This window comes from Streptomyces sp. NPDC003023 (genome assembly GCF_042888225.1).
Taxonomy (GTDB): domain Bacteria; phylum Actinomycetota; class Actinomycetes; order Streptomycetales; family Streptomycetaceae; genus Streptomyces.
Window position 1 is genome coordinate 337,766 of the sequence record NZ_JBIAPL010000002.1, and the last position, 25,087, is coordinate 362,852.

Here is a 25,087-nt window from a genome sequence, read left to right on the forward strand (position 1 = left end):
GCGGGGGGAGTGCGGACCGCGTCCAATGGGCCGTTACTGCCCGGTAGTTGCTTGTGCTCGAGTTCACACAGTCATGGGGCGGGCCGGTGGTCGGGCGTTCGCCCGGCGGACCGGGGTCACACGGCCTGGGCGGCCGCGGTGTCGGCCGCGGCTCCGCGGGCCTCCATGGCCTGCTGGAACAGCCGGCCGGCGCGGTACGAGGAACGGACCAGCGGGCCGGACATCACGCCGGAGTAGCCGATCTCGTCGGCCTCGTCCTTCAGTTCCACGAACTCCTGTGGCTTCACCCAGCGCTCCACGGGGTGGTGGCGCACGGACGGACGCAGGTACTGCGTGATGGTGATCAGCTCACAGCCGGCGTCGTACAGGTGCCGAAGCGCCTCGCTGACCTCCTCACGGGTCTCGCCCATGCCGAGGATCAGGTTCGACTTCGTCACCAGACCGGCCTCGCGGGCCCGTGTGATGACCTCGAGCGACCGCTCGTAACGGAAGCCGGGGCGGATCCGCTTGAAGATCCGCGGCACCGTCTCGACGTTGTGCGCGAGCACCTCGGGGCGGGAGGAGAAGACCTCGGCCAGCTGCTCCGGCACCGCGTTGAAGTCGGGGATCAGCAGCTCGACCTTGGTGCGGCCGGCCTCACGGTCCGCCGTCTGCGCGTGGATCTGGCGCACGGTCTCCGCGTACAGCCAGGCGCCGCCGTCCTCCAGGTCGTCGCGGGCGACGCCGGTGATCGTGGCGTAGTTCAGGTCCATCGTGACGACCGACTCGCCGACGCGGCGCGGCTCGTCACGGTCGAGGGCCTGCGGCTTGCCGGTGTCGATCTGGCAGAAGTCGCAGCGCCGGGTGCACTGGTCGCCACCGATGAGGAAGGTCGCCTCGCGGTCCTCCCAGCACTCGAAGATGTTGGGACAGCCCGCCTCCTGGCAGACCGTGTGCAGACCCTCGCTCTTGACCAGTTTCTGCAGCTGGTTGTACTCGGGGCCCATCTTCGCCCGGGTCTTGATCCACTCGGGCTTGCGCTCGATGGGGGTCTGGCTGTTGCGGACCTCCAGGCGCAGCATCTTGCGTCCGTCGGGTGCGACTGCGGACACGACCGGCTCCCTACAGCTTCGATTCTTCGGCGGACACCAGGGTACGCCCGTTAAAAGTGCGGCCTTACGTTCGGCCAACCTGTGGCCCGAGGTACGCATTCCCCGGGGCTCCGGCATGTGTCAGACGGGCGCCTTCTCGGTGGCTGCCTTCTCGGTCCTCTCGATCTTCCGGGGCCGTGGCTCGGCGTTCTCCAGCACGTCGCGCAGATGCTTCTCCAGAACCGGGAGCACCTCCTCGATCGTGATGTCCCTGCCCAGCTCGTTCGCGAGGGAGGCGACGCCCGCGTCCCGGATGCCGCACGGCACGATCCTGTCGAACCAGGTGTTGTCCGGGTTCACGTTCAGTGCGAAGCCGTGCATCGAGACGCCCTTGGCGATGCGGATGCCGATCGCGGCGAGCTTGCGGTCCTCGCGGCGCTGACCGGCGTTGGACGGGGCGTACTCGGGACCGTTCAGCCGCGGGTCGAACTCGTCGTCGTGCAGACGCGGGTCGAAGTCCAGCGAGAGACCGCCGAGCGACGGACGCTCGTCCACCGGGTCGCCGAGCACCCACACGCCACTCCGCCCCTCGAGCCGGCTCGTCTCCACGCCGAACTCGGCGCAGGTGCGGATCAGCGCGTCCTCGAGACGGCGTACGTGGGCGATGACGTCCACGGGGCGCGGCAGCTTGAGGATCGGATAACCCACCAGCTGGCCGGGACCGTGCCAGGTGATCTTGCCACCGCGGTCGACGTCGACGACGGGTGTCCCGTCCAGGGGGCGTTCACTGTCCTCGGTGCGCCGCCCCGCCGTGTAGACGGGCAGGTGCTCCAGCAGCAGACATGTGTCCGGGATCTCGTCGGCGAAGCGGGCGGCGTGGACGTCGCGCTGCTTCTGCCATGCCTCCTGGTACTCGACGGCGTCGTCGCCGAACCCCAGTCGGACGAACCGCAGCTCACTCACGGCTGTGCCTCCCTAGAACCTGCCCGGAGGTGAACCGGGCCCCAGCCACTGTACGGCGGGTGGAAAAGGGGCTGCCGAGCAGGTCGTGCCCGTCAGCCCCGTGGTCACTGCTGCCGCCAATCCTCACACGATCGGATGAATGTGGGGCGAAGGCGGCGGAATGGCCGAGGGAGGGAGTTAAATTCGCGCCGTTCCTCCCCCAGGGCTTCTCCCCCAGAGCTACGCCTGAAGGACCCCCAGGAGGTACCCCCATGGGCTGCTCCCGGCCCGGAAGGCAGGAGACGCCACAACCGATGACGGAACGGACCGCCCAGCGCACCCCCAACCGGCAGCTCGCCGCGCTCATCGCGGAGGCCGGCTTCTCCCACGCCGGTCTCGCCCGCCGGGTGGACCAGCTGGGCCTCGAACACGGCCTCGACCTCCGCTACGACAAGACCTCCGTGACCCGCTGGCTGCGCGGCCAGCAGCCTCGCGGCACGACCCCCGCGCTGATCGCCGAGGTGTTCACCCGCAGACTGGGCCGCCGCCTCTCCGCCCAGGACCTGGGGCTCGACGCATGCGCCCCCGTCTACGCGGGGCTCGAGTTCGCCGCGACCCCGGAGGAGGCCGTCGACATCGTCAGCGGCCTGTGGCGCAAGGACTCCGGCAGCCACGCCGAACTCCGCAAGATCGCCTTCACTCCGGCCGGACTGGTCGTCCCCAGCCGCGACTGGCTGATCGGCCGGGCCGACGAGCGCGTGGGCCGCGGCGACGCCGCGGCGCCGCGGGTCCCCCCGCAGGGCACCAGAGCCGCCGTCCCGCGGCAGCGCGCGGCCACCGACCGGGGGCCCGGCCAGAAGGTCTCGGGCGGCGACATCGCCGCGCTGCGCTCGGTCGGCGACCTGTTCCGTGCCCTCGACAACGCGTACGGCGGCGGACACGCCCGGCAGGCGCTCGTGCGCTACCTCGAGCACGAGGCCGAGCCGATGCTGCGCGGCACGTACGGCGAGACGACCGGGCGGCGGCTGTTCGCCGCGGCCGCCGACCTCACCAGGCTGGCGGGCTGGACCTCGTACGACATCGCGGCCCACGGCCTCGCCCAGCGCTACTTCGTCCAGGCCCTGCGCCTCTCCCAGGCGGCAGGGGACCGGGCGTACGGCTCCTACGTGCTGGTCACCATGAGCCGCCAGGCCGTCTACCTCGGGCACGGCCGCGAGGCCGTGCAGCTGACGCGGGTGGCCCAGCAGGGCGTGGGCTCGTCCGCCCCGCCCCTCGTGCAGGCGCTGCTGCACTGCGCGGAGGCCCGCGGGCACGGCGTGCTCGGCGAGGCGCGGGCCTGCACGGCCGCTCTGTCGAGGGCGGAGCGCGCGCTGGAGGCGGCGCGGCCGGGGGACGACGTGCCGCACTGGGCACGCTTCTTCGACGAGGCCCAGCTCGCGGACGAGTTCGGCCACTGCCACCGGGACCTGCGGCAGTACCGGAGCGCGGTGCAGCACGCGGAACGCTCCCTCCAGCTGCGTGCCCCCGCGTTCGCCCGCAGCCGGCTCTTCTGCCGGGTCGTCCTGGCGTCGGCGAGGCTGGGCCTGGGGGAGCTCGACCAGGCGTGCGCGCTGGGAGCGGAGGCGGCGCTCCAGGCATCGGAGATGCGGTCGGTGCGGGCGGCGGAGTACGTGCGCGAGTTCGAACGCCGGCTGGAGCCGTACCGGGACGCGCCCCCGGTCCGCACCTATCGCGACCGGGTGGCCGCGTTGCGGTGACCTCGCGCCCGGGGGATGTCCCCGAGCCCCCCGCGCCTTTGCGGCCGCCAGGGCCGGACGCGGCCCCGTCCGCAGGGGCGCAGGGGGTGGGCGGGGTGGCGGCCCCGCCCGCGGCCGGGGCTCACGCCGCCGCGGTCAGCGGCTCGGCCGCACGATCCGGCCGGACCCCGAGGTCGTTCAGGATCGCGAGCGCGGCCCTCCGGCCCGAGAACAGCGCACCCTGCACCGTCCCCGTGTCCCGGTGGCCGCCGCAGACGTACAGGCCGGACAGGACCCGCACCGGCCGCCGCAGATCGTGCGGCGCGGGCATCGCGGGTACGGCCTCCGGGTCGTGGTGGACGGCGAGCAGTTCCCAGCGGTCCGTGCGCGTCCCGTACAGCGCCGCCAGTTGCCCGCGCACACGGCGGTCCAGATCCTTCGGCGGCTGCCCGAGCACCGTCGACGAGATCAGGACACGGCCGTCCGACGCCCGCGACGGGTCGACCTCGCTCATCACCGCGGTGTGCGACACCGGTCCGCTCCGCTCGGCGTCCAGGATCAACGACGGTTCCCTGAGCGGCGGTTCGGGCGCCGTGTGGTGCACCACCGTCACCGGGTGGAACGACGGCACCCGCAGGCCCGGCAGAAGCACGGCCGCGGCCCGCGCCCCCGTGGCCAGCAGTACGGAGCGGCAGCGGATCTCGCCGACTTCCTCCGTGGTCACGGAGGTCGTCGACATGTCCGTCACCCGAAGTCCGGTCCGTACGGTCCCGGCGGGCAGCCCGGCCGCCATGAGCTCGGGCAGCGTCGCCGCGCCGCCCGCCGGTACGCACAGACGGCCGAGGGCGTAGCCCCGCAGCGCCAGGTCCGCGCAGCGGCTGGAGGTGGCGGTCAGGTCCGGGTCGCTCAGGAGCGCGGACAGCAGCGGGCGCAGGAAGCCGTGCACCGTGCGCGAGGGCAGGCCGCGCCCGTACAGCGCCTCCGCGGCGGACCGTTCCGGCCTGGCGAGGAGGCGGTCCACGGGGGTGGCGGCGAGCCGGGCGAGACAGGCCCCGAGCCGTGCCTGGTCGAGTTGCCGGGGGCGAGGGGCGCTCGCGAGAGCGCGCGCGACGGTGAAGGCGACCCCTGCTCCCGCCGGCGTGTGCGGAGCCGCCCGTCCACCTGCCCTGCGGGCGTGCGAGGAGATCCACCGGGGGCTCGAGACCTCGCCGGTCCGCTGCAGCCGGCCCCCGCTGTGGACCAGCACACCGGGCGAGAACATCCGCAGGTCGGCATCCCTGAGCACCGCCGTGCGGCGCAGTTCCGGATACGAACTGCAGAGCAACTGGCCCGTCCGGTCGAGCCGGAAGCCGTCGAGTTGATCGGTCGCCGTTCTGCCGCCCACGACGGGGGCGGCCTCCACGACGCAGACCGTGATTCCCGCACTGGTCAGCCGGTGTGCCGCCGAAAGCCCGGCGATCCCGGCCCCGACGATGACGACATCCGCATCATGAGCGGTGCTGCTGAGCACGTGCCCCTCCCCGAGGTCGGCGCGGCCGGTGGGGAGCTCATGCCCCCAACAGGCTCGAGGAATACCCGAGTTCGGTTCGAGACTAAAGAGATTCACGGGCGGCGGAGGTAGCGCACATCGCGGAGCACCGGAGCGCGGGGGCGCACAGCTTCTTTGCGCACGCCCTCCGTGCGCGCTCTGCGCACGCCCTCCGTCCGTCCGACGCGCACGCCCGCGCGCACGTCCCTCCGCGGCCCCGCGCCGTTACCGCAGTGCCGCCCGGATCGCGTCGTCGACGCGCGGAAAAGCGAACGGGAAACCCGACTCGAGCAGCGCCGCGGGCAGCACCCGTCCGCTGCTCAGCACGTCCTCCGCGAGTCCGCCGAGCGCCAGCCGCAGCGCCGGCGCGGGCACCGCGAACGGTGTGGGGCGGCCCAGCACCCGGCCCATCGCCGCCGTCGCCTCCCGGTTGGTCACCGGCTCCGGGGCGGTCAGGTTCACCGGCCCCGACAGGGACTCGGTGGCCACGATGTGCCGCAGCGCCGCCACTGTGTCGTGCAGCGCGATGAAGCTCCAGTACTGCCGGCCGCTGCCCAGTCGGCCGCCGAGCCCCGCCCTGAACAGTGGGAACATCCGCCCCCACGCGCCCCCGTGCCTCGCCACCACAAGTCCTGTCCGGGCCATGGCCGTTCGTACCCCTGCCTCGCGTGCCGGGGCCGTTGCCTCCTCCCACTCGACGCACACCCCGGCGAGGAACCCGTCCCCGGGCGGCGCGCTCTCGTCGACGGCCCTGCCCCCGGTGTCGCCGTAGTAGCCGACCGCGCTGCCGCTCACCAGCACCCGCGGCGGCACGTCGAGCGAGGCGACCGCCTCGGCGATCGCGGTCGTCCCGAGGACTCTGCTGTCGCGGATCTCCTTGCGGTACGCGTTTGTCCAGCGGTGGTCGCCCACCCCCGCCCCCGCCAGGTGCACGACGGCCTCGCAGCCGACCAGACCGGCCACGTCGACGTGCTGACGCACGGGATCCCACTGGACCTCGTCCCCGGCCCCCGCCGCCCGCCGGACCAGGCGCACCACCTCGTGCCCGTCCGCGCGCAGCGAGTGCACCAGCGCCCTGCCGATGAGTCCGGAGGCACCGGTCACGGCGATTCGAGATCTCTGCATGCGCCCCATCCTGCCCCCGCCACCCGTCATGACACAGTGACCCCATGCCCGAGTCGCACATACGTCCTGCCCGGAGCGCCGACGAGGCGCAGCTCGGCGAACTCGACCGCGCCGCCTGGTCGCCGCTGCACGCCGTGACGCCCCGGCCGCAGCCGCCGTACGACCCCTTCTTCGACCGCAACCACCGGCCGGAGCAGTTCCTTGTCGCCCAGGACGCCGACGGCTCGGTCGTCGGCTACATCCGGCTGGCCCCACCGACCCCGCTGGCCTGCAACGAGCACGTCCGCCAGGTCCAGGGCCTCGCCGTGGCCGAACGGGCCCGCGGGCGCGGTGTGGGGCGGGCCCTGCTGCGGGCGGCGTGCGCACAGGCCCGGCGTCAGGGCGCGCTGCGCATCACCCTGCGGGTGCTCGCCCACAACGCCCCGGCGCGAGCGCTCTACGAGGCGGAGGGCTTCGTCGTGGAGGGGGTGCTCCCCGGCGAGTTCCTTCTCGAGGGGCGTTACGTGGACGACGTACTGATGGGCCGGTCCCTCACGGACGCCGAGTAGTCACCCGCACCGGGTTCGGTGTCCCGGCCGGCGGAACGGGCCGGCGCACCGGTCCACCCGCCGGCCCCGGGGCGCACCGTCGCCCCGTCACAGACCGCCGAACCGTTCCCACAGCTTCGGGAAACGTGCCGCCGGCGCCATGTCGTCGTCGAAGTCGAACGGCGTACCGGCCGGCTCGGCCGACTGGACGGGGATGCCGAGGTCGGGGGCGTCGGCGCCGGTCAGCTGCTCGTACGCCTCGTCCGCCGCGTACCCGAGCTCCTCGCCGTCGCCGTCGATGTCCTCGTCGAACTCGTCCAGCAGTTCGGCCAGCGTGTCCGGTTCGTGCACCCCGCCCTCGAAGATCTCCCGGCCCTGCCCGATCAGCCAGCAGCGGAAGTAGTCGAACGCGTCGTCGCTCGCCCCGCCCAGCAGGATCGCGGCGGCCCCCCACAGATCCCAGGTGTACGCGCGGTTGTACCGGGCCTCGAAGTGCCGGGCGAAGTCGAGCACGGAGTCGGGGTCGAGCTGCAGCAGCCGCTCGACGAGCAGCTCCGCATGGTCCTCGGGGTCGCCTTCCGCGGCCTCGCGAGTGCTGTCGATGATCTCCCAGAACTCCGTTTCGTCCATCACGGGTCCAGCATCGTGGCTGGCACCCGCCCGCGCACGCGGAGCCGCCGAAAAGCGGCTGTTTCGCAATCGGGGGATCCGCCCCGCTCAAGCCGGACAGTAGATGTCCGGTTTACGTGCGACGGTCGGCCCATGACGACGAACAAGCCGCTCGACGGCAGAATCGCATTGGTCGCCGGTGCCACCCGGGGCGCGGGACGCGCCATCGCCGTACAACTCGGTACCGCGGGTGCGACGGTGTACGTGACCGGGCGGACCACCCGCGCACATGTCAGCGAGGTCGGCCGCCCCACGGAGACCATCGAGGAGACCGCCGAACTGGTCACCGCGGCCGGCGGTGAGGGCATCGCCGTGCCCACCGACCATCTGGACGTCGAGCGGGTACGGGCGCTGGTGGAACGCATCGACCGCGACCACGGCCGGCTGGACTTCCTCGTCAACGACGTCTGGGGCGGGAACTTCCTGCTCGACTTCGACACCAGGATGTGGGACGTCGACCTGGACCGCGGACTGCGGATGCTCGATCTGGGCGTGCGGACCCACATCATCACCAGCAGCGTCGCGCTGCCGCTGCTGGTGCGCGAGCCCGGCGGTCTGGTGATCGAGGTGACCGACGGAACGGCGGAGACGAACAAGGAGTACCGCGAGAACTTCTACTACGACCTCGCCAAGAACGGCCCCATCCGGATGGCGTTCGTCCTCGGTGAGGAGCTGAAGTCAGTCGGCTGCACCGCGGTCGCGGTCACCCCCGGTTTCCTCCGCTCCGAGGAGATGCTCGACATCTTCGGGCTCACGGAGGAGACCTGGCGCGACGGCATCGAGAAGCAGAAGCACTGGGACCTCTCGGAGTCCCCGACGTACATCGGCAGGGGCGTCGCGGCCCTCGCGGCCGATCCGGAACGGGCCCGCTGGAACGGTCTTTCGCTCGACAGCGGCAGGCTGGCCAGGGAGTACGGCGTCACCGACGCGGACGGCAGCAGGCCGGACGTGTGGGGGTTCATGCTGGCGGAGAAGGCCGGCCGGACACCACGGCCCGAGGACTACCGCTGAGAGGCGGCCACGTCCGGGCCCGGTGACCGGTCCGGCACCTCGCTCCGGTCCGGGTCCTGCCCCGGACCGGAGCCGGCGTACAGCTCACCCATCAGCGCCGCCGCCCCGGCGAACCGCTGCCTCAGCTCCTCGGGAGCGAGCACCTCCACTTCGGGCCCCAGCACCAGGAGTTGGCTGTACGCCACCTCCAGTGACTCCACCGGCAGGGTGCAGGTGACCCGCCCGGCGCCGTCCGGCGCGTCCGCCCCCGCGAGCGCCTCCTCGGCGGCCGCCCGGTCGGTGACGCCCGGCAGCCGCCGCGCGCCGGTCTCCGACACACGGATCACGACCTGCCCGCGCAGGATGGACCGCGCGAACTGCGCCGCGCGCTCCTCCCAGAACGCGGGCAGGTCGAACTCCGGTGCCCGCTCGAAGAGTTCGGTCATCGGGGTGACGGAGGAGAAGCGGTCGATCCGGTACACCCGGAAGTCCCCCTCCGACCGCGCGCACAGGTACCAGACGCCCGCCTTGAGCACGAGCCCGTACGGCTCCAGCTCCCGTTCCACCTCCGTGTCCCGGCGGATGTACGTCGCCCGTACGCGGCGGTCGTCCCACACGGCCTCCGCGATCGCCGGCAGCAGGGCCGGCGTCCTGGGCTCCTGGTACCAGCCGGGCGCGTCCAGGTGGAACCTCTGCGCCGCCGAGTCGGACGCGTCACGCAGCGAGGGGAGCAGCGCCGCGGACACCTTCAGACGTGCCGCGGACGCCGCGTCCTCCAGGCCCATGTCGCGCAGCGCGCCCGGCAGCCCGGACAGGAACAGGGCCGCCGCCTCGTCGCGCGCCAGTCCGGTGAGCCGGGTGCGGTAGCCGCCCACGAGCCGGTAGCCGCCGGCCCTGCCCCGGTCCGCGTAGACCGGGATCCCGGCCTCCGACAGCGCGAGCGCGTCCCGGGTGACCGTGCGCTCGGAGACCTCCAGCTCCTGAGCGAGCTCCGCCCCGGTCATCGAGGGCCGGGCCTGCAGCAGGAGCACCATCTTGATCAGCCGGGCAGCACGCATGTCCTCATCATGGCGCAGCCCGCCACGGCACTGCTCAGGCCAGCGGGACCTGGAGCTCCGTCACCCACTTGTCCTGGTCCGGCGGGCACTCCAGGCCGACCTCGCGGGCGTAGCCGACCGCGCGGTGGCCGCCCGCGTCGATCCAGCGGGCCAGGGCCTGCTCCGTGGGCATGACCGTGTCCATCGGCCCGCGGTGCACGATCGTCGCCGCGCGCTCGACCGCGGGCAGCTCGACGATCTCGAAGTCAGGGCCGGGGACCCGGCCGGGCTGCCGGTCGGCCGCGACGGTGCACCCCGCGTGCACCAGGACCGCGCCGCCGCCCTCCGGCGCGTCCTCGTACCAGGCGATGCCGGGACCCGCCGGGGTGACCCCGGCGGCCTTCAGCCGGGTGAACAGCTGGTCGTACAGCGGGCTGATCACCGGCCCGATGTCCTCGGGGGCGTAACCGGCCGCGACGGCGGACAGCACGGCGACCCGTACCGCCGGGATGCTTTTGATCATGACGTCCTGGGTGGGCATGTGCCCCTCGCTCTCGATCGACCGGAGCCTGGCCTCGACATGCGCGAGCCTCGCGGCAGCCGCGGCCATCGCCTGCTCCAGCTCCGCCCGCCGCAGTTCGAGCATCCCGCGCAGCTCGTCGGTCCCCAGCCGTTCCTCGAGGATCTCGCGCACCTGCTGGAGCGTGAACCCCAGGTCCTTGAGGGCGACGACACGGTTGAGCGTGGCGAGCTGTGCGGCGGAGTAGTGGCGGTAGCCGGTGGACGGGTCGACGTGCTGCGGCCGCAGCAGCCCGATCGCGTCGTAGTGACGCAGCATCCGGGCGGACACACGGCCATGCCTGGCGAAGTCTCCGATGGTGAACATGATTCCTCCACTGAACGGCCTCACACGATGTCAAGGTCAAGTCCGGCGACCCGTTGGTTCATACGGCACAACGCCGCCGCGCCGAGGCGCGCACTTCGCGTTAGCGTGCCTCAGGTCGGTTCTGGACAACCGCGAGAACCCGAGGACGGACGATGACGCACCAGCTGACGGAACCGCCACGTGAACAATGGTCGAGTCGTACCGGCTTCCTGCTGGCCGCGATCGGCTCGGCCGTCGGGCTCGGCAACATCTGGCGGTTCCCCGCCATCGCGTACGAGAACGGTGGCGGCGCCTTCCTGCTGCCGTATCTCATCGCGCTGCTCACCGCGGGCATCCCTCTGCTGATCATGGAGTACGCGATCGGGCGGAAGTACCGGAGGTCGCCCCCGGTCGCCCTTCGGCGGATGGCGCGGCCGGCGGAGGCCATCGGATGGTGGCAGGTGGCCATCTCGTTCGTGATCGCCACCTATTACGCCGTCATCATCGCCTGGGCGGTGCGGTACGTGGGCTTCTCGTTCGGACAGCAGTGGGGTGACGACCCGGAGGCGTTCCTCTTCGGGGACTTCCTGCGAGCACCCGAGACGCCGGGTTTCCTGGACGGCTTCGTGTCCGGTGTCCTGGTACCGCTCGTCATCGTGTGGGTGGTCGTACTGGTCATCCTGGCGCTCGGCGTCCGGCGCGGCATCGAACGCGCCAACAAGGTCTTCATCCCGCTGCTCGGCGTCCTGTTCGCGGCGCTGGTGATCCGGGCGCTCACCCTGGACGGCGCGGCCGCAGGGCTCGACGCGCTCTTCTCGCCGAACTGGTCCGAGCTCGGCAACGGCAGTGTCTGGGTCGCCGCGTACGGACAGATCTTCTTCTCGCTGTCGATCGGCTTCGGCATCATGGTCACGTACGCGTCGTACCTGGGCCGGCGGTCCGACCTGACCGGGTCCGCGATGGTGGCGGGCTTCGCCAACAGCTCCTTCGAGATCCTCGCCGGTATCGGCGTGTTCGCCACTCTCGGCTATCTTGCGACCGCCGCCGGGGTCGGGGTCGACGAGGTCGCCAGTGCGGGCATCGGGCTGGCGTTCGTCGCCTTCCCGGCCGTGATCTCGGAGATGCCGCTCGGCGGCCTGTTCGGGGTGCTGTTCTTCAGCTCGCTGGTGATCGCGGGACTCACCTCGCTGATCTCCATCGTGCAGGTCGTCGTCTCCGCGATCCAGGACCGCACCGGAATGGGTCGCATGCCGGCCGTTCTCGGTGTCGGCGGACTGATCGCGCTGGTCTCGATCCTGCTCTTCCCGACCGAGTCCGGCATCTTCCTGCTCGACGCCTCCGACCACTTCATCAACCAGTACGGCATCGTGCTGGCCGCGCTCGTGGCGCTGGTCGTCATCGTCTGGGTGCTGCGGCGGCTCCCGTCGCTGCAGCAGAACGCGAACGCGACCTCGGCGGTTCGGCTCGGCATGTGGTGGCGGATCTGTCTCGGGATCATCACACCGCTCGTGCTCGCCTGGATGCTGGTCGACAGCCTGCGGGCCGAGTTCGACGCGAACTACGAGGGCTACTCCACCGAATTCCTGCTCGCCGCGGGCTGGAGCGTCGCCGTCGGAGCGCTTCTCGTCGGGGTGATCCTCACCTTCGTGCCGTGGCCGGCCGGCGGTGAGCTCCCGGATCCCGACACGGAGCCGTCGGCAGAACGGAAGGATCACTGATGTCCGCCAGCGCCATCGTCATGATGACTATCGCCATGATCATCATCTGGGGCGGCCTGCTCGCCGCCATCCTCCGGCTGCGCAAGCATCCGCACGAGACGGACCCGTCGTCCCCGGGAGCGCACACGGCCGATTGACCGTCCCCGCGTGCCCCCGGGGCAGATACGCAGGGCCGTCGGTCCGCTGCCATCGAGCAGCGGACCGACGGCCCTTCTCACACCCTGTGCCGGCCTTACAGGCCGTAGCGCTCGCGCGCCTCCTTCACAGCGGAGGCCGGGACCTCGCCGCGGCGGGCCAGCTGGGCCAGCGCGGCGACCGTGATCGACTGGGCGTCGACGCCGAAGTGGCGGCGCGCCGCGTCACGGGTGTCGGACAGGCCGAAGCCGTCCGTACCGAGCGAGGACCAGTCCTGCTGGACCCACTGGCTGATCTGGTCCGGCACCTGGCGCATCCAGTCGGAGACGGCCAGCACCGGGCCCGGCGCACCGTCCAGCGCCTGGGTGACGTACGGCGTGCGCTCCTCGCCGCGCAGCAGGGCCTCGTCGGCCTCCAGCGCGTCGCGGCGCAGCTCGCCCCACGAGGTCGCGGACCACACGTCGGCGGCCACGTTCCAGTCGGTGGCCAGCAGCCGCTGGGCCTCGAGCGCCCAGTGGATGGCCGTGCCGGAGGCGAGGAGCTGCATCCGCGGCGCGTCGGCGCCGGCCGAGCCCTCGTTGAAGCGGTAGAGGCCCTTGACGATGCCTTCCTCGACACCTTCCGGCATCGCGGGCTGCGGCTTGGGCTCGTTGTAGACCGTGAGGTAGTAGAAGACGTCCTCGGCGTCGGGGCCGTACATCCGGCGCAGACCGTCCTTGACTATCACCGCGATCTCGTAGGCGAACGCCGGGTCGTAGTTCAGCGACGCGGGGTTCGTGGCCGCGATCAGGTGCGAGTGGCCGTCGGCGTGCTGCAGGCCCTCACCGGTGAGCGTCGTACGGCCCGCGGTCGCGCCGACGATGAAGCCCTTGCCGAGCTGGTCGGCGAGCTGCCACATCTGGTCGCCGGTGCGCTGCCAGCCGAACATCGAGTAGAAGATGTAGAACGGGATCATCGTCTCGCCGTGCGTCGAGTACGACGTCGCGGCGGCGATGAAGTCGGCCATGGCGCCGGCCTCGGTGATCCCCTCGTTGAGGATCTGGCCGTCCTTGGCCTCCTTGTAGTACATCAGCTGGTCGCGGTCGACCGGCTCGTACGTCTGGCCCAGCGGCGAGTAGATGCCGGCCGACGGGAACAGCGACTCCATACCGAAGGTGCGGGCCTCGTCGGGGACGATGGGGACCCAGCGCCTGCCGGTCTCCTTGTCCCGCATCAGGTCCTTGACCAGGCGGACGAACGCCATGGTCGTGGCCATCTCCTGCTTGCCGGAGCCCTTCTTCAGAGCCGCGAACGCGCGCTCCTCGGGCTGCGGCAGCGGCGCCACCGGGTGCACCCGGCGGGCCGGGGCGGGCCCGCCGAGCGCGGCACGGCGCTCCTGGAGGTAGCGCACCTCCGGGGAGTCGGCGCCCGGGTGGCCGTACGGCACGAGGCCGTCGGCGAAGGCGCTGTCCGCGATCGGGAGTCCGAGCAGGTCACGCATGCCCTTGAACTCGTCGACCGTCAGTTTCTTCATCTGGTGGTTGGCGTTCTTGGACTCGAAGCCCTTGCCGAGGGTGTAGCCCTTCACCGTCTGCGCGAGGATCACGGTCGGCGCGCCCTTGTGGGCGAGTGCCGCGCGGTACGCCGCGTACACCTTGCGGGCCTCGTGGCCGCCGCGGGAGGTGTAGAAGCACTCGCCGATCTTCGCGTCGGAGAGCAGCTTGGCCAGCTCGACGAGCGCGGGCTCCGCGCCGAAGAAGTGCTCACGGATGTACGCCACGTCGCGCGTCGCGTACGTCTGGAACTGGGCGTCCGGCACCTCGCGCAGCCGGCGCACCAGCGCGCCCGTGGTGTCCAGCTGGAACAGCTCGTCCCAGGCGGAGCCCCACAGAGACTTGACGACGTTCCAGCCGGCGCCGCGGAACTGGGCCTCCAGCTCCTGCACGATCTTGAAGTTGGCGCGGACCGGGCCGTCGAGGCGCTGCAGATTGCAGTTGATCACGAAGGTCAGGTTGTCGAGCCGCTCGCGGGAGGCGAGCGCGAGCGCGGCGGTCGACTCCGGCTCGTCCATCTCGCCGTCGCCGAGGAACGCCCATACGTGGGAGTTGGCCGTGTCCTTGATCCCGCGGTTGTGCAGGTAGCGGTTGAAACGCGCCTGGTAGATCGCGGAGAGCGGGCCGAGGCCCATGGAGACGGTCGGGAACTCCCAGAGCCAGGGCAGCCGGCGCGGGTGCGGGTACGACGGCAGACCGTTGCCACCCGCCTCCTGCCGGAAGTTGTCGAGGTGCGCCTCGGAGAGGCGGCCGTCGAGGAAGGCGCGGGCGTAGATGCCCGGCGAGGCGTGGCCCTGGATGTAGAGCTGGTCGCCGGAGCCGTCGCCCTCCTTCCCGCGGAAGAAGTGGTTGAAGCCGGTCTCGTACAGCCAGGCCGCCGACGCGAACGTGGCGATGTGGCCGCCGACGCCGTGGCGGGCGCCGCGGGTGACCATGGCGGCCGCGTTCCAGCGGTTCCAGGCCGTGATGCGCTGTTCCATCGCCTCGTCGCCGTCGAAGGCGGGTTCGGCGGAGGTCGGGATGGTGTTGACGTAGTCCGTCTCCAGCAGGCGGGGCAGGGCCACGCCCGCCTTCTCGGCGTGCTGGAGGGTGCGGCGCATCAGATACGCGGCGCGGTGCGGGCCTGCGTGCTCCGCGACAGCGTCGAGGGACGCCGCCCACTCGGCGGTTTCCTCGGCGTCACGGTCCGGGAGCTGGTCGAGCTCGCTCGGAAGCTTGCCTACGGGGTCGGTCATGATCGCCGCCTTCCGGACAGGAGGGGGGTGGAGATGGGGGTGCCGTGTCTGGCAGGACAGGGCGACGGGTGGGTGAACCCACCTGGGACTGTATGTCGCTGATCGATGATCGATCAAAGTCTGGGGAGAAATTGGCATCCGGTGCCGCAAAAGTGGGCACGCGGTGCCGGGTCAAACCGGCTGTTTACGGACGCGGTGCGTTCCTCGCGGGGGCGCGGTTGTTCCGGGTTGTGGGTGGGTGCGGGGGTCGGTGGCTGCGGAGGGGGGATCGCGGACTGCTTTCCCGAGCCTGCGTTTGCCTAGGCTTACGACGCTCTACGTCCGCTCACCCCCCTCCTCCGCCCCCGCCCCCCTCCCGCCGGTGGGCCCGTGCCAGTCCTGGTCGTTCCCAAGGCCCGTGCGGGGTATCGGGGAGTGGTCCCTTTCCGGCTCTTCGGCTCCCGTCCCGAGCGAGGTAGCGATTTCGTCGCTGGGGATACGGGGCGCGCGCCCTCACCGAGCCACGGGCGGGGGCTCAGGGGGCCGCCCGGGCGCAATAGGCTGACGGTCCCGTCACCGGGGGCCGGCCCGCCCGCAGGGGCAGATCCGCTGCCGGGGGGTATGGGGCAGGCGCCTGCACCGGCGCTCCGGCGGGGGCGAGGGGTGCGGGCCGGGGGAGGGGGACGCGCAGGGGGCGTGTTCGGGACGTAAGGCGTCGTGAGCCTAGGGGGAGGCAGGTTCGGGAAAGCAGTCCCGGACATGCCCCCGGAGCGGCACCCGGACACCACACGACATGGACCGGGCCAAGCCCGAGACGCGAACAACCGGGCCACGCCCGGCAGCCGCGCTCAAGCGCTGCGCGGGGCGCAGCCCAGGACGTGCGCCTTCACCAGGGCGCCGATCTCCGGGTCGCGTCGGCGGAAGGCCTCCACCAGGTCCTGGTGCTCCTCCGCATACGACTTCTGCACCGTCCCCAGCCAGCGGATCGACAGCGCCGTGAAGACCTCGATGCCCAGGCCCTCCCAGGTGTGCAGCAGTACGCCGTTGCCTGCCGCACGGACCAGCTCGCGGTGGAAGGCCACGGTGTGGCGGACCTGGCCCGCGGAGTCCCTGGACGCGTCCGCTTCGTAGAGCGCCGTCACATGTGGTTCCAGCGCCGAGCAGTCGTCCGCCAGGCGGCTCGCCGCGAGTTCCGCCGCGATCTGCTCGAGGCCCGCCCGGACCGGGTAGCTCTCCTCCAGGTCCGCGGCGGTGAGATTCCGTACCCGCACCCCCTTGTTGGGGGCCGACTCGATCAGCCGCAGCGACTCGAGCTCGCGCAGCGCCTCGCGCACCGGGGTCTGGGAGACCTCGAGTTCGGTGGCGATCCGGCGCTCGACGATGCGTTCCCCGGGCTTCCAGCGGCCGCTGACGATCCCCTCCACGATGTGCTCGCGGATCTGATCGCGCAGCGAGTGGACGACGGGGATGGTCATGGAGCGCTCCTTAAAGCCGCGTCGACCTGTGGCCCTTAGACAATACGGCTGCGCCCCCGCCGGGATGTACTCCCGAGCGGGGGCGCAGCAGGTGAGGCTGGTTACAGCCGAGCAGCTCAGAGGCCGAGCTCGACCTCGAACTCACCGGCCTCGAGGATCGCCTTGACCGTCGTCAGGTAGCGGGCGGCGTCGGCGCCGTCCACCAGACGGTGGTCGTAGGAGAGCGCGACGTACGTCATGTCGCGGATCGCGATCGTCTCGCCGAGGTCCGGGTGGTTGACGACCACCGGGCGGCGGACCGTGGCACCGATGCCCAGGATGGCGACCTGGTTCGGCGGCACGATGATCGTGTCGAACAGCGCACCGCGCGAGCCGGTGTTGCTGATGGTGAAGGTCGCACCGGCGAGGTCGTCCGGCGTGATCTTGCTGGCGCGCACGGCGCCGGCGAGCTCGGCGGTCTTCTTGGCGATGCCGGCGAGGTTGAGGTCGCCCGCGCCCTTGATGACCGGCGTCATCAGACCCTTCTCGGAGTCCACGGCGATGCCGATGTTCTCCGAGTCGAAGTACGTGATGGTGCCCTCGTCGCCGTTGATCCGGGCGTTGACGACCGGGTGGGCCTTCAGCGCCTGGGCGGCCGCCTTGACGAAGAACGGCATCGGGGAGAGCTTGACGCCCTCACGGGCCGCGAACGAGTCCTTCGCACGGGCGCGCAGCTTCATCAGCTTGGTGATGTCGACCTCGACGACCGAGGTCAGCTGCGCCTGGTCGTGCAGCGCCTTCATCATGTTGTCGCCGATGACCTTGCGCATGCGGGTCATCTTGACCGTCTGACCGCGCAGCGGGGACGTCTCGAGGGCCGGGGCCTTCGCGGCGGGGGCCGGAGCCGCAGCCGGCGCCGGAGCGGCGGCCTTGGCGGCCTCCGCGGCGGCGATGACGTCCTGCTTGCGGATACGGCCGCCGACGCCGGTGCCCTTGACCGAACCGAGGTCGACGCCGTTCTCGGCGGCGAGCTTGCGGACCAGCGGGGTCACGTACGCGTCGCTCGACTCGACCGCGGCGGGCGCTGCCGGGGCGGCGGGAGCCACCGCGGCGGGAGCCGGGGTCGGGGCGGGGGCAGGCGCCGGAGCCGCCGGGGCGGGAGCCGGAGCCGGGGCCGGGGCGGCGGGCGCGGGAGCCGGTGCCGCCGGCGCGGGGGCCGGAGCAGCGGCCGGGGCGGGAGCCGGAGCCGGGGCGGGGGCGGGGGCGGGCGCGGCCGGAGCGGGGGCGGCGGCCGGAGCCGCACCCTTCGCACCGATGACGGCCAGCTTGGCGCCGACCTCCGCCGTCTCGTCCTCGGCGACCACGATCTCCAGCAGCACGCCGGAGGCGGGGGCCGGGATCTCGGTGTCGACCTTGTCGGTGGAGACCTCGAGCAGCGGCTCGTCCTCCGTGACCTCCTCGCCGACCTCCTTGAGCCAGCGGGTGACGGTGCCCTCGGTGACGCTCTCGCCGAGCGCGGGAAGGACGACGTCGGTGCCCTCGGCGGAGCCACCGCCGGAGGCGGCCTCCGCGGTCGGGGCGGGGGCCGGGGCAGCGGCCTCGGTGGACGGCGCGGCCTGCGGCGCCTCCTGGGCCGGAGCCGGGGCGGCGGGCGCCTCGGCGGGGGCCGCGGCGGCGGCCGGGGCCTCAGCCGCGGCAGGTGCGCCGGAGCCGTCGTCGATGACGGCCAGCTCGGCGCCGACCTCAACGGTCTCGTCCTCTGCGACCTTGATGGACGCCAGCACGCCGGAGGCAGGGGCGGGGATCTCGGTGTCGACCTTGTCGGTCGACACCTCGAGCAGCGGCTCGTCGGCCTCGACGCGCTCTCCCTCGGCCTTCAGCCAGCGGGTGACAGTGCCCTCGGTGACGCTCTCGCCGAGCGCCGGAAGGGTTACGGAAACCGCCATGGTTTCAGTTGCTCCTTAACGATGTGCGGAAGTGGTCTGTCGCGCCCGTGACTGACTAGTCGTGGGAGTGCAGAGGCTTGCCGGCCAGCGCCAGGTGCGCCTCGCCGAGAGCCTCGTTCTGCGTCGGGTGCGCGTGGATGAGCTGCGCGACCTCGGCCGGCAGAGCTTCCCAGTTGTAGATCAGCTGAGCTTCGCCGACCTGCTCGCCCATACGGTCACCGACCATGTGGACGCCGACCACGGCGCCATCCTTGACCTGGACGAGCTTGATCTCGCCCGCGGTCTTGAGGATCTTGCTCTTGCCGTTGCCCGCGAGGTTGTACTTCAGGGCGACGACCTTGTCCGCACCGTAGATCTCCTTGGCCTTGGCCTCGGTGATACCGACGGAGGCGACCTCGGGGTGGCAGTACGTCACCTTGGGGACACCGTCGTAGTCGATCGGGACGGTCTTCAGACCGGCCAGCCGCTCCGCCACCAGGATGCCCTCGGCGAAGCCGACGTGCGCGAGCTGGAGGGTCGGGACCAGGTCACCGACGGCGGAGACGGTGGGCACGTTGGTCTGCATGTACTCGTCGACCAGGACGTAGCCGCGGTCCATCGCGACGCCCTGCTCCTCGTAGCCGAGGCCCTGGGAGACCGGGCCGCGGCCGATGGCGACCAGGAGGACCTCGGCCTCGAAGGTCTTGCCGTCGGCGAGGGTGACGCGCACGCCGTCCTGGGTGTACTCGGCCTTCTCGAAGAAGGTGCCCAGGTTGAACTTGATGCCGCGCTTGCGGAACGCACGCTCGAGCAGCTTGGAGCTGTTCTCGTCCTCGACCGGGACCAGGTGCTTGAGACCCTCGACGACGGTGACGTCGGTGCCGAAGGACTTCCACGCGGACGCGAACTCGACGCCGATGACGCCGCCGCCCAGGATGATCGCGGACTGCGGGACGCGGTCCAGCGTCAGGGCGTGGTCCGAGGAGATGATGCGGTTGCCGTCGATGTCCAGACCCGGCAGGGACTTCGGCACGGAGCCGGTCGCCAGCAGGACGTGACGGCCCTGCACGCGCCGACCGTTGACGTCGACGGAGGTCGGGGAGGACAGACGGCCCTCACCCTCGATGTAGGTCACCTTGCGGGAGGCGACCAGACCCTGCAGACCCTTGTAGAGGCCGGAGACGACCTCGTCCTTGTACTTGTGGACACCCGCGATGTCGATGCCCTCGAACGAGGTCTTGACACCGAACTGGTCGGCCTCGCGAGCCTGGTCCGCGATCTCGCCGGCGTGCAGCAGAGCCTTCGTGGGAATGCAACCGTTGTGCAGGCAGGTGCCGCCCAGCTTGTTCTTCTCGATCAGTGCGACGTCCAGGCCCAGCTGAGCTCCGCGCAGCGCCGCAGCGTAACCGCCGCTACCACCGCCGAGGATCACTAGGTCGAAAACGGTGCTGGCGTCGTTCGCCACGTCACGTCCTCCATGCATGTGCGCCGTTCGCCGGGCCCCCGTCTGGGAGATGACCGGCCGGTCGGCTGGTGTTCGGCCGCTGGTTTCTTCGGCCCTGTGGTGGGGGCCCTGTCCTGCCGGGAACCCATCTTCGCATTTGTTGACGGAAGGCGGGACGCGGGGCCGTGCCTTGAGATGGTGACCTTGACCGCGTTTCGGTGTTACCCGGTGGTAGGCAACGCGCTCGGTGCGGGCCTTGTTCCCGGCGGGGTGTGCTCACGCCGCCGGGCGCCGGGGACCGGTGCCGCGGGGGTCGGGGGTGAAGCCCCCGAACCGGGTCCGGGCGGACCCGGTTCGGGAAGGGCCGGGGGCGGGTCCGCGCGGCGGACCCGCCCCGTCAGCCCAGGTCGCCGTCGGCCGTGCGCTCCGCCAGCCTCACCAGCGTGCGGACGGCGGAACCGGTGCCGCCCTTGGGCGTGTAGCCGAACGGCGCGCCCTCGTGGAACGCCGGGCCCGCGATGTCCAGGTGCGCCCAGGTGATGCCCTCGCCCACGAACTCCTTCAGGAACAGGCCGGCCACCAGGCCACCGCCCATCCGCTCACCCATGTTCGCGATGTCGGCGGTCGGCGAGTCCATGCCCTTGCGCAGGTCAGAGGGGAGCGGCATCGGCCAGGACGCCTCGCCGACCTCCTCCGCGATCTCGTGGATCGAGGTACGGAACGCGTCGTCGTTCGCCATGATGCCGAACGTACGGTTGCCCAGCGCCAGCACCATCGCACCGGTCAGGGTGGCGACGTCGACGATCGCGTCGGGGTTCTCCTCCGACGCCTTCGTCAGCGCGTCGGCGAGCACCAGACGGCCCTCGGCGTCGGTGTTGAGCACCTCGACCGTCTTGCCGCTGTACATGCGCAGCACGTCACCCGGGCGGGTGGCGCTGCCGGACGGCATGTTCTCGGCGAGCGCCAGCCAGCCGGTGACGTTGACGGCAAGGCCGAGGCGCGCGGCCGCGACGACCGCGGCGAACACCGCGGCCGCGCCGCTCATGTCGCACTTCATCGTCTCGTTGTGGCCGGCCGGCTTCAGGGAGATGCCGCCCGAGTCGTAGGTGATGCCCTTGCCGACCAGCGCGAGCGTCTTGGCGCCCTTGGAGTGGGTGTAGGACAGCTTCACCAGGCGCGGCGGGTTCTGCGAACCCTGACCGACGCCGAGGATGCCGCCGAAGCCGCCCTTGAGGAGCGCCTTCTCGTCCAGCACCTGCACCTTGATGCCGTGCTCCTTGCCGGCGGCGGTGGCCACGGCGGCGAAGGCCTCGGGGGTGAGGTCGTTCGGCGGGGTGTTGATCAGGTCGCGCGCGCGGTTGATCTCCTCGGCGACGGCGACGGCGCGCTCCGCACCGGCCTTGAACGCCTTGTCGCGGGGCTTGGTGCCCAGCAGGGCGACCTCGGCCAGCGGCTTCTTCGCGTCCTTCCCGTTCTCCTGGTACGCGGTGAAGGCGTACGCGCCGAGCAGCGCGCCCTCCGCGATGGCCTCCGCGTCCTCGACGGACTCTATGGGCAGCGCGAAGGCGGCCTTCTTCGCACCGGCGAGCGCACGCGCGGCGGCACCGGCCGCACGGCGCAGAGCCTCGGTGCCGTAGGCCTCGTCGTCGTCGGGCGCCGCACCCAGACCGACCGCGAGCACGACCGGGGCCTTGAGACCGGAGGGCGCGGGCAGCTTGGTGATCTCGCCCTCGGCACCGCCGGCGCCGAGGGTCTCCAGGACGGAGGCGAGCTTGCCGTCGAACGCCTTGTCCACGGCCTCGGCGCCCGGCGCGACGACCGGGCCCTTGGCGCCCTTCGCCACACCGACGACGAGGGCGTCGGCGCGCAGCGTCGCAGCGCCTGCAGTGCTGAGAGTGAGAGCAGTCACGGTGGTGAAATCTCGCTTCCGTTGAGTTCCGAGGGTCCGGCGAGGCGGATCGACACCTCGCACGGGAGGAGAGCCTACGCGCGGCGGTGTGCGACGCTCACGGCGGCAGCGGCGTCCCGGGCCCGTGAAGCGCCGGGGGAACACCGCGTCGGCGTCCGCCGGCGACGGCGTAGCCGCTGGCCACAGGCTTGACGCCGCGGCTCCGTCCGCCCTCCGCGGGCCAGGTGACCGGTACGGGTCGCCCTTGACGGAATCGAGGCCCCGGGTGTCCGGTGCCGAACGCTGTGGGCGAACACCGCGGCGTCGTGGGGCCGTTCGCACGGCACCGCCGCGGCGTCCGTGACCCACGGTGACGAGAGCGGACGAGAGCGGGCGATCACGCCGGTCCGGGCCCCTGCCGCCCCGCCCGCCGGTCACGGACCGGGACGTCAGCCCAGCACCAGCGCCACCAGCGTCACCGTCGCCGCCGTCTCGGCCAGGGCACCGAACACGTCGCCCGTCACGCCGCCGAAGCGCCGTACGCAGTGCCGCAGCACGAACTGGGCCGCCAGCAGACCCGCCACCACCGCGAGCCCGTGCCGCGCCGCGTCGTACGGGCCGAAGAGCGCGCCCGCGCCCGCCGTGCCGGCCGTCACGACGAGGGCGGTGACGATCCCCGCGCCTGCCGGGACGGCTCCCGCGACCGCCGCTCCCAGACCCTCGGGACGGGCCGCCGGTACGGAGGGGCGGCAGGCGAGGGTGAGCGCCAGACGGGCGGTGACGGCGGAGACCGCCGCGGCCGCCGCACCGAGCGCCCAGCTCTGCGCGTACAGCTCCGCGAGCGCCGCCACCTGGCCGAGCAGCACGAACAGCAGGGTGATCACACCGAACGGCCCGATGTCGGCCTGCTTCATGATCCGCAGCGCGTCCTCCGCGGGCTTGCCGCTGCCGAGCCCGTCGGCGGTGTCGGCCAGCCCGTCCAGGTGCAGCCCCCGCGTGAGGGTCGCGGGCACCGCCGCGGTGGCCGCCGCGGCGAGCAGCGGACCGGCGCCCAGCAGCGTCAGGGCCCCGCCCACCGCCGCGGCGAACAGTCCCACGACCAGCCCGGCGAGCGGCGCGCAGAGCATGCCGGCGCGTGCGGCGTCGCGGTCCCACCGGGTGACGCGGACGGGGAGCACGGTCAGGGTGCCGAAGGCGAAACGTATGCCGTGCGCGAAGCCCGGAGCAGCAGTCGGAGGAGTCATCGCGCGAAGGGTAGCGGGGAGCTCCGGACGGTAAATTGCGCATAACGCGCGAATCGGGAGCGGGTGGCATGGGTCACTGGTGGTACCGCAACATCGTCGAGCCGGGAAAGCTCCCGATGCTCCTCGCCCTTGCCGCCTTCGTGGCCACGTTCCTGGCCACCCGCGTCATCACCCGGATGATCCGGGCGGGGAAGGGTCCCTTCCGGAACGTCTCACCCGGCGGACTCCATATCCATCATGTGGTCCCCGGCGTGATCCTCACCGTCATCGGCGGATTCGGCGCGGTCGCCGGCAGCCGGAACGGCGCCACCCTCGCGGTCTGCGCCGTCGTCTTCGGCATCGGCGCGGGCCTCGTGCTGGACGAGTTCGCGCTGATCCTCCATCTCGCCGACGTCTACTGGACCGAGCAGGGCCGCCAGAGCGTCGAGGCCGTCGTCATCGCCGCGGCCCTCGCGCTGCTGGTCCTCGGCGGCTCCACGCCGCTCGGCGTCGACGAACTGACCCCCGACGAACGTCAGGACCGCACCACGCTGGTCCTCACGCTGGTCGCCAACTTCCTCTTCGTGCTCGTCGCCCTGTTGAAGGGCAAGCTGCGGATGGCGCTCATCGGTACCTTCGTCCCGCCGGTGGCACTCTTCGGCGCACTTCGCCTCGCCCGTCCCGGCTCACCCTGGGCCAGGCGCTTCTACCGCGACAGACCCCGGGCCCGCGCCAGGTCCGCGCTGCGCGGGATCCGGCACGACCGGCGCTGGGGCCGGCCGCGCCGCGCGTTCCAGGACCTGATCGGCGGCGCGCCGGACCGGCCGCCGCCCCGCGAACCGTGAGCCCGGCGCGGAGCCCGCGTCACCCCGCGTCGGACCCCGCCGCCGCGTCGGACGCCGTCGCCGTCCGGGTCTCGGCCGTCGTGTCCGACCCGGTCACCGTCGTGTCCGACCCGGCCACCGGCTCGTCCGCCCCGGTGGGCTCGGGCGCCGCCGCCGGATCGGGCCGCTCCGGGAGTTGTGCCGCCAGCGCCGACGCCGCCCGGACGATCGGCAGCGCGAGCAGCGCGCCCGTTCCCTCGCCCACCGTCACACCGTGATCGAGCACCGGCGTGAGGGCCATGCGGTCGAGCGCCTTCGTCTGCGCCGGCTCACCGCTGACCTGCCCCGCGATCCACCAGTCCGGTGCCCGGAACGCCGCCCGCTGCCCCACGAGGGCGCAGGCCGCCGAGACCACCCCGTCCAGGATCACCGGCATCCGGCGCACCGCGCTCTGCAGCAGGAACCCGGTCGTCGCCGCCAGATCCGCACCGCCCACCGCCGCCAGCAGCTCCAACTGGTCACCCAGCACCGGCCGGGCCCGCCGCAGGGCGTCCCGGACCGCCGCGCACTTGCGCATCCAGGCCAGATCGTCGATGCCCGCGCCGCCGCGCCCGGTCACCACGGAGGCGTCCGTGCCGCACAGCGCCGCGATCAGCGTCGCCGCCACGGTCGTACCACCGACGCTCAGATCGCCGAGCACCACGAGGTCGGTCCCCGCGTCGGCCTCCTCGTCGGCGATCGCCATGCCGAGACGTACCGCCTGCTCCGCCTCCTCGACGGTGAGCGCGTCCTCGATGTCGATACGGCCGCTGCCGCGCCTCACCCGGTGCCGCGTCACGTCCTTCGGCAGCAGCTCCGGATCGCAGTCCAGGCCGGCGTCGACGACCCGCACCGGTACGCCCGCGAGCCTGGCCAGCACGGCCACCGGACTCGCGCCCTCGAGCACGTCCCGCACCAGCCGGTGGGTACTGCCCGACTCCCGGGCGGAGACGCCCAGTTCGGCGACCCCGTGGTCACCCGCGAACAGCACCACGCGCGGTTGCCCGATCAACCTGACCGGGACGGACCCCTGCGCGGCGGCCAGCCACTCGGCCAGCTCGTCGAGACGGCCCAGCGCACCGGGCGGCACGGTCAGCCGCTCCCGGCGTTCCTCGGCGTCACGCCGCGTTCCGCTGTCCGGGCGCTCGATCAGATCGGAGAAGTCGTCGAGATTCAGCCTGCTCATTCGCCGAACAGTACCG

20 protein-coding genes are annotated in these 25,087 nt (G+C 72.1%); 6 read left to right on the forward strand and 14 right to left on the reverse strand.

Features of this window, described 5'->3' with window-relative positions; translation table 11 throughout:
• Window positions 1–116: 116 nt before the first annotated feature.
• Window positions 117–1,091: a lipoyl synthase gene (gene lipA, locus ACFYV1_RS09800; protein ID WP_389394902.1), complete on the reverse strand. Its 975-nt coding sequence runs from the start codon at window positions 1,089–1,091 to the stop codon at window positions 117–119.
• Window positions 1,092–1,211: 120 nt separating this feature from the next.
• Window positions 1,212–2,033 carry a lipoyl(octanoyl) transferase LipB gene (lipB, locus tag ACFYV1_RS09805; RefSeq protein WP_389394903.1) on the reverse strand — a complete coding sequence of 274 codons (822 nt, stop codon included), beginning with the start codon at window positions 2,031–2,033 and terminating at the stop codon, window positions 1,212–1,214.
• Between the two features lie 293 nt (window positions 2,034–2,326).
• Here lipB and ACFYV1_RS09810 point away from each other — a divergent pair, with 293 nt between their 5' ends.
• On the forward strand, window positions 2,327–3,769 hold the full coding sequence (locus tag ACFYV1_RS09810) for a regulator (protein ID WP_389394904.1): 1,443 nt from the start codon (window positions 2,327–2,329) through the stop codon (window positions 3,767–3,769).
• A 121-nt stretch (window positions 3,770–3,890) separates the two neighbouring features.
• Here the strand turns inward: ACFYV1_RS09810 and ACFYV1_RS09815 are convergent, their stop codons facing one another.
• The gene (locus ACFYV1_RS09815; protein WP_389394905.1) at window positions 3,891–5,258 is read right to left on the reverse strand and encodes an NAD(P)/FAD-dependent oxidoreductase; all 1,368 of its coding nucleotides are present in this window, start codon (window positions 5,256–5,258) and stop codon (window positions 3,891–3,893) included.
• A gap of 243 nt (window positions 5,259–5,501) precedes the next feature.
• Window positions 5,502–6,401, reverse strand: coding sequence for a TIGR01777 family oxidoreductase (locus ACFYV1_RS09820; RefSeq protein ID WP_389394906.1), 900 nt, complete (start codon window positions 6,399–6,401; stop codon window positions 5,502–5,504).
• A 44-nt stretch (window positions 6,402–6,445) separates the two neighbouring features.
• Here ACFYV1_RS09820 and ACFYV1_RS09825 point away from each other — a divergent pair, with 44 nt between their 5' ends.
• On the forward strand, window positions 6,446–6,949 hold the full coding sequence (locus tag ACFYV1_RS09825; protein WP_389394907.1) for a GNAT family N-acetyltransferase: 504 nt from the start codon (window positions 6,446–6,448) through the stop codon (window positions 6,947–6,949).
• A gap of 87 nt (window positions 6,950–7,036) precedes the next feature.
• Here ACFYV1_RS09825 and ACFYV1_RS09830 read toward each other — a convergent pair whose 3' ends face one another.
• Entirely contained in the window at window positions 7,037–7,558 is a 522-nt protein-coding gene (locus tag ACFYV1_RS09830) for a DUF4240 domain-containing protein (protein ID WP_389395275.1), read from the reverse strand.
• 132 nt (window positions 7,559–7,690) lie between these two features.
• Here ACFYV1_RS09830 and ACFYV1_RS09835 point away from each other — a divergent pair, with 132 nt between their 5' ends.
• Window positions 7,691–8,608, forward strand: coding sequence for an SDR family oxidoreductase (locus tag ACFYV1_RS09835; RefSeq protein WP_389394908.1), 918 nt, complete (start codon window positions 7,691–7,693; stop codon window positions 8,606–8,608).
• Here the strand turns inward: ACFYV1_RS09835 and ACFYV1_RS09840 are convergent.
• On the reverse strand, window positions 8,599–9,645 hold the full coding sequence (locus tag ACFYV1_RS09840; RefSeq protein ID WP_389394909.1) for a helix-turn-helix transcriptional regulator: 1,047 nt from the start codon (window positions 9,643–9,645) through the stop codon (window positions 8,599–8,601). The two genes, ACFYV1_RS09835 and ACFYV1_RS09840, sit on opposite strands and share 10 nt — an antisense overlap.
• A 34-nt stretch (window positions 9,646–9,679) precedes the next feature.
• Entirely contained in the window at window positions 9,680–10,510 is an 831-nt protein-coding gene (locus tag ACFYV1_RS09845) for a MerR family transcriptional regulator (protein WP_389394910.1), read from the reverse strand.
• A 152-nt stretch (window positions 10,511–10,662) separates the two neighbouring features.
• Here ACFYV1_RS09845 and ACFYV1_RS09850 point away from each other — a divergent pair, with 152 nt between their 5' ends.
• Window positions 10,663–12,207: a sodium-dependent transporter gene (locus ACFYV1_RS09850; protein ID WP_389394911.1), complete on the forward strand. Its 1,545-nt coding sequence runs from the start codon at window positions 10,663–10,665 to the stop codon at window positions 12,205–12,207.
• Window positions 12,207–12,344, forward strand: a complete 138-nt coding sequence (locus tag ACFYV1_RS09855; protein WP_389394912.1) for a methionine/alanine import family NSS transporter small subunit — start codon at window positions 12,207–12,209, stop codon at window positions 12,342–12,344. Before ACFYV1_RS09850 ends, ACFYV1_RS09855 begins: the two co-directional genes overlap by 1 nt.
• A gap of 95 nt (window positions 12,345–12,439) precedes the next feature.
• Here ACFYV1_RS09855 and aceE read toward each other — a convergent pair whose 3' ends face one another.
• The 6 genes from aceE to ACFYV1_RS09885 all read right to left on the reverse strand — a co-directional run bounded on the left by aceE (window position 12,440) and on the right by ACFYV1_RS09885 (window position 23,043).
• Window positions 12,440–15,109 (reverse strand): pyruvate dehydrogenase (acetyl-transferring), homodimeric type, encoded by a 2,670-nt coding sequence (gene aceE, locus ACFYV1_RS09860; protein WP_389394913.1) that lies wholly within the window; start codon window positions 15,107–15,109, stop codon window positions 12,440–12,442.
• A gap of 827 nt (window positions 15,110–15,936) precedes the next feature.
• Entirely contained in the window at window positions 15,937–16,563 is a 627-nt protein-coding gene (locus ACFYV1_RS09865; RefSeq protein WP_389394914.1) for a GntR family transcriptional regulator, read from the reverse strand.
• A gap of 116 nt (window positions 16,564–16,679) precedes the next feature.
• Window positions 16,680–18,488, reverse strand: coding sequence for a 2-oxoglutarate dehydrogenase, E2 component, dihydrolipoamide succinyltransferase (gene sucB / locus ACFYV1_RS09870; protein WP_389394915.1), 1,809 nt, complete (start codon window positions 18,486–18,488; stop codon window positions 16,680–16,682).
• 55 nt (window positions 18,489–18,543) lie between these two features.
• Window positions 18,544–19,932 (reverse strand): dihydrolipoyl dehydrogenase, encoded by a 1,389-nt coding sequence (gene lpdA, locus ACFYV1_RS09875; RefSeq protein ID WP_389394916.1) that lies wholly within the window; start codon window positions 19,930–19,932, stop codon window positions 18,544–18,546.
• A 376-nt stretch (window positions 19,933–20,308) separates the two neighbouring features.
• Window positions 20,309–21,820 (reverse strand): leucyl aminopeptidase, encoded by a 1,512-nt coding sequence (locus ACFYV1_RS09880; protein WP_389394917.1) that lies wholly within the window; start codon window positions 21,818–21,820, stop codon window positions 20,309–20,311.
• 428 nt (window positions 21,821–22,248) lie between these two features.
• A complete protein-coding gene (locus ACFYV1_RS09885) occupies window positions 22,249–23,043 on the reverse strand; it encodes an adenosylcobinamide-GDP ribazoletransferase (protein WP_389394918.1) in 795 nt (264 codons plus the stop codon).
• Between the two features lie 68 nt (window positions 23,044–23,111).
• Between ACFYV1_RS09885 and ACFYV1_RS09890 the strand changes: the two genes are divergently transcribed.
• Entirely contained in the window at window positions 23,112–23,867 is a 756-nt protein-coding gene (locus ACFYV1_RS09890) for a hypothetical protein (protein WP_389394919.1), read from the forward strand.
• 19 nt (window positions 23,868–23,886) lie between these two features.
• Here the strand turns inward: ACFYV1_RS09890 and cobT are convergent, their stop codons facing one another.
• Window positions 23,887–25,071, reverse strand: coding sequence for a nicotinate-nucleotide--dimethylbenzimidazole phosphoribosyltransferase (cobT, locus tag ACFYV1_RS09895; protein ID WP_389394920.1), 1,185 nt, complete (start codon window positions 25,069–25,071; stop codon window positions 23,887–23,889).
• Between the last annotated feature and the right edge of the window lie 16 nt (window positions 25,072–25,087).

Bases quoted from the DNA above. Each gene is read 5' to 3' on its own strand.
- ACFYV1_RS09810 (WP_389394904.1), top strand. From the start codon at position 2,327: ATGACGGAACGGACCGCCCAGCGCACCCCCAACCGGCAGCTCGCCGCG.
- ACFYV1_RS09820 (WP_389394906.1), bottom strand. From the start codon at position 6,401: ATGCAGAGATCTCGAATCGCCGTGACCGGTGCCTCCGGACTCATCGGC.
- ACFYV1_RS09825 (WP_389394907.1), top strand. From the start codon at position 6,446: ATGCCCGAGTCGCACATACGTCCTGCCCGGAGCGCCGACGAGGCGCAG.
- ACFYV1_RS09830 (WP_389395275.1), bottom strand. From the start codon at position 7,558: ATGGACGAAACGGAGTTCTGGGAGATCATCGACAGCACTCGCGAGGCC.
- ACFYV1_RS09835 (WP_389394908.1), top strand. From the start codon at position 7,691: ATGACGACGAACAAGCCGCTCGACGGCAGAATCGCATTGGTCGCCGGT.
- ACFYV1_RS09840 (WP_389394909.1), bottom strand. From the start codon at position 9,645: ATGCGTGCTGCCCGGCTGATCAAGATGGTGCTCCTGCTGCAGGCCCGG.
- ACFYV1_RS09845 (WP_389394910.1), bottom strand. From the start codon at position 10,510: ATGTTCACCATCGGAGACTTCGCCAGGCATGGCCGTGTGTCCGCCCGG.
- ACFYV1_RS09850 (WP_389394911.1), top strand. From the start codon at position 10,663: ATGACGCACCAGCTGACGGAACCGCCACGTGAACAATGGTCGAGTCGT.
- ACFYV1_RS09855 (WP_389394912.1), top strand. From the start codon at position 12,207: ATGTCCGCCAGCGCCATCGTCATGATGACTATCGCCATGATCATCATC.
- aceE (WP_389394913.1), bottom strand. From the start codon at position 15,109: ATGACCGACCCCGTAGGCAAGCTTCCGAGCGAGCTCGACCAGCTCCCG.
- ACFYV1_RS09865 (WP_389394914.1), bottom strand. From the start codon at position 16,563: ATGACCATCCCCGTCGTCCACTCGCTGCGCGATCAGATCCGCGAGCAC.
- sucB (WP_389394915.1), bottom strand. From the start codon at position 18,488: ATGGCGGTTTCCGTAACCCTTCCGGCGCTCGGCGAGAGCGTCACCGAG.
- ACFYV1_RS09885 (WP_389394918.1), bottom strand. From the start codon at position 23,043: ATGACTCCTCCGACTGCTGCTCCGGGCTTCGCGCACGGCATACGTTTC.
- ACFYV1_RS09890 (WP_389394919.1), top strand. From the start codon at position 23,112: ATGGGTCACTGGTGGTACCGCAACATCGTCGAGCCGGGAAAGCTCCCG.
- cobT (WP_389394920.1), bottom strand. From the start codon at position 25,071: ATGAGCAGGCTGAATCTCGACGACTTCTCCGATCTGATCGAGCGCCCG.